The organism is Mesorhizobium sp. M7A.F.Ca.US.006.04.2.1 (assembly GCF_004022915.1).
Lineage (GTDB): Bacteria > Pseudomonadota > Alphaproteobacteria > Rhizobiales > Rhizobiaceae > Mesorhizobium > Mesorhizobium ciceri.
The window spans coordinates 1-5,274 of the sequence record NZ_RZQA01000445.1 but is presented as its reverse complement, the minus strand read 5'-3'; the positions used below and the strand labels follow the sequence as shown (position 1 = coordinate 5,274).

Annotated in this window: 7 protein-coding genes and 2 pseudogenes; 2 read left to right on the top strand and 7 right to left on the bottom strand. The window is 59.6% G+C overall.

What is annotated here, in order from left to right; all coding sequences use genetic code 11:
- Both EN925_RS22070 and EN925_RS22065 read left to right on the top strand, forming a co-directional pair.
- Positions 1–351, top strand: a 351-nt coding sequence (locus EN925_RS22070; RefSeq protein WP_164894323.1) for an amino acid ABC transporter permease, incomplete at its 5' end; no start/stop codon positions are given.
- Entirely contained in the window at positions 348–1,091 is a 744-nt protein-coding gene (locus EN925_RS22065; protein WP_063170685.1) for an amino acid ABC transporter ATP-binding protein, read from the top strand. The genes EN925_RS22070 and EN925_RS22065, both read left to right, overlap by 4 nt.
- Positions 1,092–1,241: 150 nt before the next feature.
- Here EN925_RS22065 and EN925_RS39755 read toward each other — a convergent pair whose 3' ends face one another.
- The 7 genes and pseudogenes from EN925_RS39755 to EN925_RS22030 all read right to left on the bottom strand — a co-directional run.
- On the bottom strand, positions 1,242–1,505 hold the full coding sequence (locus EN925_RS39755) for a hypothetical protein (protein WP_063170684.1): 264 nt from the start codon (positions 1,503–1,505) through the stop codon (positions 1,242–1,244).
- A gap of 40 nt (positions 1,506–1,545) precedes the next feature.
- Positions 1,546–1,674: a hypothetical protein gene (locus EN925_RS41515; protein WP_275955654.1), complete on the bottom strand. Its 129-nt coding sequence runs from the start codon at positions 1,672–1,674 to the stop codon at positions 1,546–1,548.
- A gap of 75 nt (positions 1,675–1,749) precedes the next feature.
- Positions 1,750–1,965: pseudogene (locus tag EN925_RS22055) on the bottom strand (IS1 family transposase); the annotation flags it as partial.
- 249 nt (positions 1,966–2,214) lie between these two features.
- Positions 2,215–2,892, bottom strand: a pseudogene (locus EN925_RS22050) (alkene reductase); the annotation flags it as partial.
- Positions 2,893–3,234: 342 nt separating this feature from the next.
- Entirely contained in the window at positions 3,235–3,723 is a 489-nt protein-coding gene (locus tag EN925_RS22040; protein WP_127367185.1) for an SRPBCC family protein, read from the bottom strand.
- Positions 3,720–4,037, bottom strand: coding sequence for a metalloregulator ArsR/SmtB family transcription factor (locus EN925_RS22035; RefSeq protein ID WP_063173989.1), 318 nt, complete (start codon positions 4,035–4,037; stop codon positions 3,720–3,722). The genes EN925_RS22040 and EN925_RS22035 overlap by 4 nt, the downstream gene beginning before the upstream one ends.
- Positions 4,038–4,226: 189 nt before the next feature.
- On the bottom strand, positions 4,227–5,274 hold a 1,048-nt coding region (locus tag EN925_RS22030), incomplete at its 5' end, for a glycosyltransferase family 9 protein (RefSeq protein ID WP_164894322.1).

Genomic DNA, 5,274 nt, shown 5'->3' with positions numbered 1-5,274 from the left:
GAAATTTTCCGATCGGGAATCCAGAGCATCGACCGTGGTCAATGGGAAGCATCGCGCTCGATGGGTTTTGGCTTTTCGCTGACCATGCGCCGGATCATACTGCCGCAGGCGCTTCCGGTCATCATTCCGCCGACCGGCAACCAGTTCATTTCCATGCTCAAGGACAGTTCGCTGGTCTCGGTCATCGGCGTCTGGGAACTGATGTTCCTTGCCCGCACGCTGGGTCAGAAGACCTTCCAGCACATGGAGATGCTGATTTCGGCGTCTCTCATCTACTGGATGCTGTCGATCTGCCTCGAGCTGATCCAGTCCCGCATCGAACGACACTATGCCAGGAGCAAGGTGCGATGAGCGCTCAAGCCATCATTGAAGCCAGAGCCGTCTCCAAATGGTACGGCCAGTTCCATGCCCTGAAGGACATCAATCTGACGGTCCACAAAGGCGAACGCATCGTCATCTGTGGTCCGTCCGGCTCCGGAAAGTCGACACTGATCCGCTGCTTCAATCGCCTCGAATCGCATCAGGAGGGCGACATCGCCGTCAACGGCATCCATCTTCACCCAAAGATGAAGAACGTCGCCGACGTGCGCAGCAATGTCGGCATGGTGTTCCAGCACTTCAACCTGTTTCCGCATCTGACCGTGCTGATGAACTGCATGGCCGGGCCGATGTGGGTCAAGGGCGTTTCCGCCGCCGAGGCACGCAAGACCGCGCTGCAGTTCCTGGAGCGCGTGCGCATTCCCGAACAGGCGAACAAATTCCCGGTCCAGCTGTCGGGCGGCCAGCAGCAGCGCGTCGCCATTGCGCGAAGCCTGTGCATGAAGCCGGCGGTAATGCTGTTCGATGAGCCGACATCGGCACTCGACCCGGAAATGGTGTCGGAAGTGCTCGATACGATGACCGGGCTAGCGCGCGACGGCATGACTATGGTTTGCGTCACTCATGAAATGGGCTTTGCACGGGCGGTGGCCGACCGCGTCATCTTCATGGATGCCGGCCAGATAGTCGAGGAAGGCAAGCCGGACAGCTTCTTCGGCAATCCTCAGCACGATCGCACCAAGCTGTTTCTCAGCCAGATACTGAAGCACTGATACGCACATTTTGCCAAGCCAATGGCGGTGAGGGTAGTGGGTCAGTTATTCAGCGATAATGCGGACGGTCTCTGCTATGGTGGAGCGCAAGTCTCCACCCGTGCCGCCGCTCGCATCTGAAAGCGTCGGGCGCTTTCAACAGCAAGATGGTTAGGCTCCCACTCGCTGATCGGGATAAGGCTCGTTGCGGATTAGCTCGAACGTCGCTTTTACCACAAACAGCGGCGCGGTTGTACCGGCATGAACTTGCAATGCGACTTGGCGGAATGTGCCGTTCGGCATCTGGTCCTTGGCTATTTCGAGCAACGCTCTTGCTGCCTCATCTTCGGCAGAAGCTAGGGTTGGAAGGTCTGTGCCTTCCGTGTCCGGGTATGAGGTTCCATTGTCGACTAGATCGAAGAAGAAGCGGGCCATTTAGCCCTAATCGCGAACCCTCAGAAATGTTTCATTGCTACTACATCTCAATCAGGGCGTAGGCCACGCCGAAGATTGCAAGCGTTGCAGCCGCAAAAAACGCCCAGCCTTTTAAGGCGGCGCGCACATCCTCTGGCTTCGCGCCCTTCTGATTATCGTATTCGTCCATAGTAAAGACCCTGGTTCATCGGTCTGTCTTGATACCAACATCAATCGGCAGTGGGCAACCCTTCGGTGGGGTCTGTCAGGCGAACGCGCGCTTCTTACAGGAGCCGCGCACCGCCGGCTTCTCGGATTCCTTCGCTTCGATCAGGGCCACGATATCGCCAAACTCCCAAAGTTTGCCAGTCACGCCAGCGGCCATTGCCGGGGTCAGCCGCAAGGTCGCATGGATACGGCCAAAATTGTAGTACATGAAGTGAAGCGCCACGGCGTTGGCGTGAGCCTCCACCTTTTTGGAACTGGCGCCGGTGACGAGAAATGTGGCGCTGAGCCTGACTCCTGCTCGGCCTATCGCCGTGTCAGGCGGCCCTGCTTGCTGCGCCGTCGTTCGAATAGGCGGGGAAGTCCGTGTACCCCACTTCACCGTTGCGGGTGTAATAGACGGACCGGTCCGCCACAGCCAATGGCCAGCTGGCGCGGCCTGGGCATGCTCGACGTCATTGAAGCCGCCGCACCATATGAACGCGCCGGGGAACAACGCTCGCGCCTTGGCGAGCATGTCATGGTCGAGATGGCGCGCCTCGAACGTGACCGATTCCATGTTGCCGTCGGGCAGCAGCTCATAGAGCAGATGGACATAGGCCACGCCGCGGCGCCCGAGCTGCTCGACGATGTACAGGAACGTCTCCTCGACGAGCGGATCAGCGGGCATCGAACCATACTTGCCGAACGGTGAAAGGCGAACCCCCACGCGTCCCGGGCCGAATTCCGCCACGACCGCGTCGACGACTTCCATCAGGAAGCGCGTACGATCTTCCATGCTGCCGCCGCCATAGCAGTCTGTGCGGGTGTTGAGCACCGAGTTCATGAACTGCTCGATCAGATAGCCATTGGCGGCATGGATCTCGATTCCGTCAAACCCGACCTCCCGGGCATTGGCGGCGGCTTTGGCGAAGGTTCCCACCATGGCCGTCACTTCCTCGGTGCTGAGCGGCCTCGGCATCTCTGCCGCCATGAAGCGCAACCGGCCGTCCGGGCCATGGGCGAATACCTCTGAGCCGACGGCCTGTTCCGCGGTCACACCCACTGGCGCCTGGCCGTTCGGCAGAAGCGAGGAATGCGCCAGTCGGCCGACATGCCACAGCTGCATGAAGATGGTGCCGCCCTGACGATGAACCTCTTCGGTCACCGGGCGCCAGGCCTGCTTTTGGGCTTCGGAGTGAATCCCGGGAATCCGCGCGTAGCCGTGGCTGGACGTGATCCACGTCGTTGACTTCGGAGATGATCAGGCCGGCGCTACCGCGCTGACCGTAATATTTGACGGTCAGTTCGTTCGGGAGGTCGCCATCTGTCGGAAGGGCGCCCTCGGAGGTAGAGCCGGTTGTCGTCGTCTGCAGGGATTACCGGTCCCGCCAGCCCTCCCGCAAATCCTTTGGACGAACCCGAGTAGATTGCCAACGCGACCGAGAATGCTTAACCAATAGGCTTCCATGTTGTCTCCGCTCACCGGAACCGCAATGGACTCAAACTGTGCTTGCGAGCGACGTTCTCAAATCGCGGCACGGCGTCAGGGCGCCCGACCGGTGAAAAGATCGTGGAACCGCTGCAGGTACAGCGGCCAGCCTTGATCGCTATCGACCCCACCGCGCACGCTCTCCCAGCCTTCGCCGTGGCACTCGAAATTCCTGTGCTCGATCTCAACCCTGGTCCGGTTCTCCGTCTCCGCCGTGAACCGGACTTCCCATTCGCTGGTCTTGTTCAGGTCGGACTCAATCTGCCACCGCGGGTTGATATCCCAACTCAGAACCAGCCGGCTCGGCGGATCGTAAGTCAATACACGAGCCCAGCGACACTCGCTGCCGTCGACGCCGCGATCGTAAACGTGCCCCCCAACCCAGGCTTCAAAGATCGTCTCAGCAATGGGCACTGCGAGAAGATTGTGCTCGCGAGGTTTGAACCTGCCGAAATCCTCGGTGAAGACCTTGAAGGCACGCGCCATAGATGCCTCGACGACGACGGAGTGCCTTACAGGCTCGGTAGCAGGATGCTTGCTCATACCTGGTCCTTCTTTGGAGGCTCGACGACTAGTTTGTAGCCCGCCAGGGTCTTGCTCCAGAACTGATCGACTTCCGCGCGCAGACTTGCCAGGCCGCCGGGATCGATACGATATATGCTTTCCTTGCCCGAGCGCGTGTCGGCAACAAGCCCGGCCTCCTTGAGTACCTTCAGGTGCTGAGAGACCGCTGGTCTGGTTACAGGCAGCGCACGAGCAAGTCCGCTGACCGAACAAGGCTGTTCGAGCAACAGTTCGAAGATCGTTCGTCTCGTCGAATCTCCGAGCGCAGTCCAGTAGTTCGCGTTAGTGGCCACTAACGCGAACTTAAATCGACGGGCCTTCCATGTCAACCTTGGAGTAGTCGACGGGCGGCCCGTTGACTCTGATTAAGCCGCCTTGGCGGCCCCGTCTCGTCGCGCCTCCCGGGCGAGCCGCGGCGCATGCAAAAGCGCGAGCCGATGAGAGCGTTGCAGGACGATCTTGCCAAGCCCATGCCGAGGTCATTACTGCAACCGGCTCCGATCCTGAGCCGATGGGAGGATCAGCGCGTCGCCGCCGGGAGAAGGTGAATTGACGGATGCATTCCCCTGTTGTCTCACCGCCTCTATCAACTCATGTGTTGCTTGAGCGACCTTGGCAACGGGCAATCGGTGCACGCAGTAGACGCCGCCCGGGTTGTTGGGTTTGCACAAATGGGGAGCAACACACTGGCAAGGCAATGGCGGCTCAACCGTGCGGTAAGGCACGCCAACTGGGCCCCAGACATCTGGGGGAGTGAGCCCGTAGAGGCCCACAACTGGAGTTCCGACCGATGCGGCCAAGTGCATTGGGCCGCTCTCGTTTCCCAGGAAGATAAACGCGTCCGCAAGCAATGCTGTTAGTGTCTCAAGCGAGGCTTTGCCAACAACGCTTGCCAACGGGGAGACCGCCACATTCAGGATACGTTGCGCGATTGCGCTCTCGTCAGGTCCGCCAATCAGCAGTGACCGCAGGCCCGTCGTTTCATAAACTTCATCGATCACTGCGGCGAACCGTTCAGGTTGCCAGCACCGCCCTTCGAACCTTGCTCCGGCGTGCACCGCGACGAAAGCTTTTGCATTCAGATTGCTCTGAGCCAGAATCTGGGTCGAAGCGCCTCGTCCGATGGATGTGGGCTCAAGCCTCGGTGTCACTTCACTCGACGTTATCCCGAGCGCTCTCAGCGGCGAAAGATATCGGTACAGGTAATGCGCGCCTCCCTGGCCGAAGGTTTCAGCAAATATATTGGCAGGCTGACTTTCCCAAGATTTTAGAGGCACTTCGGGGGGATCGTATCCGACGCGCATTGGGGCGCCGATCAGCTTGTGTAGCATCCTCGATGTCTTCGAGTCGGTCAGATCGATGGTGAGATCGAATTTTCGGCGGCGGAGCTCAGCGACCAAGCTTGAATATTCCTTCAAGCGCCTGGTTAGGCTTCTACCACCACCTCGAGGGTCGAATCCGATGGCTATGTCTGCGATACCCTGGCTGACCACCAAGTCTCGCAGGCCAGGAGCGCAAAGCATGGCCATG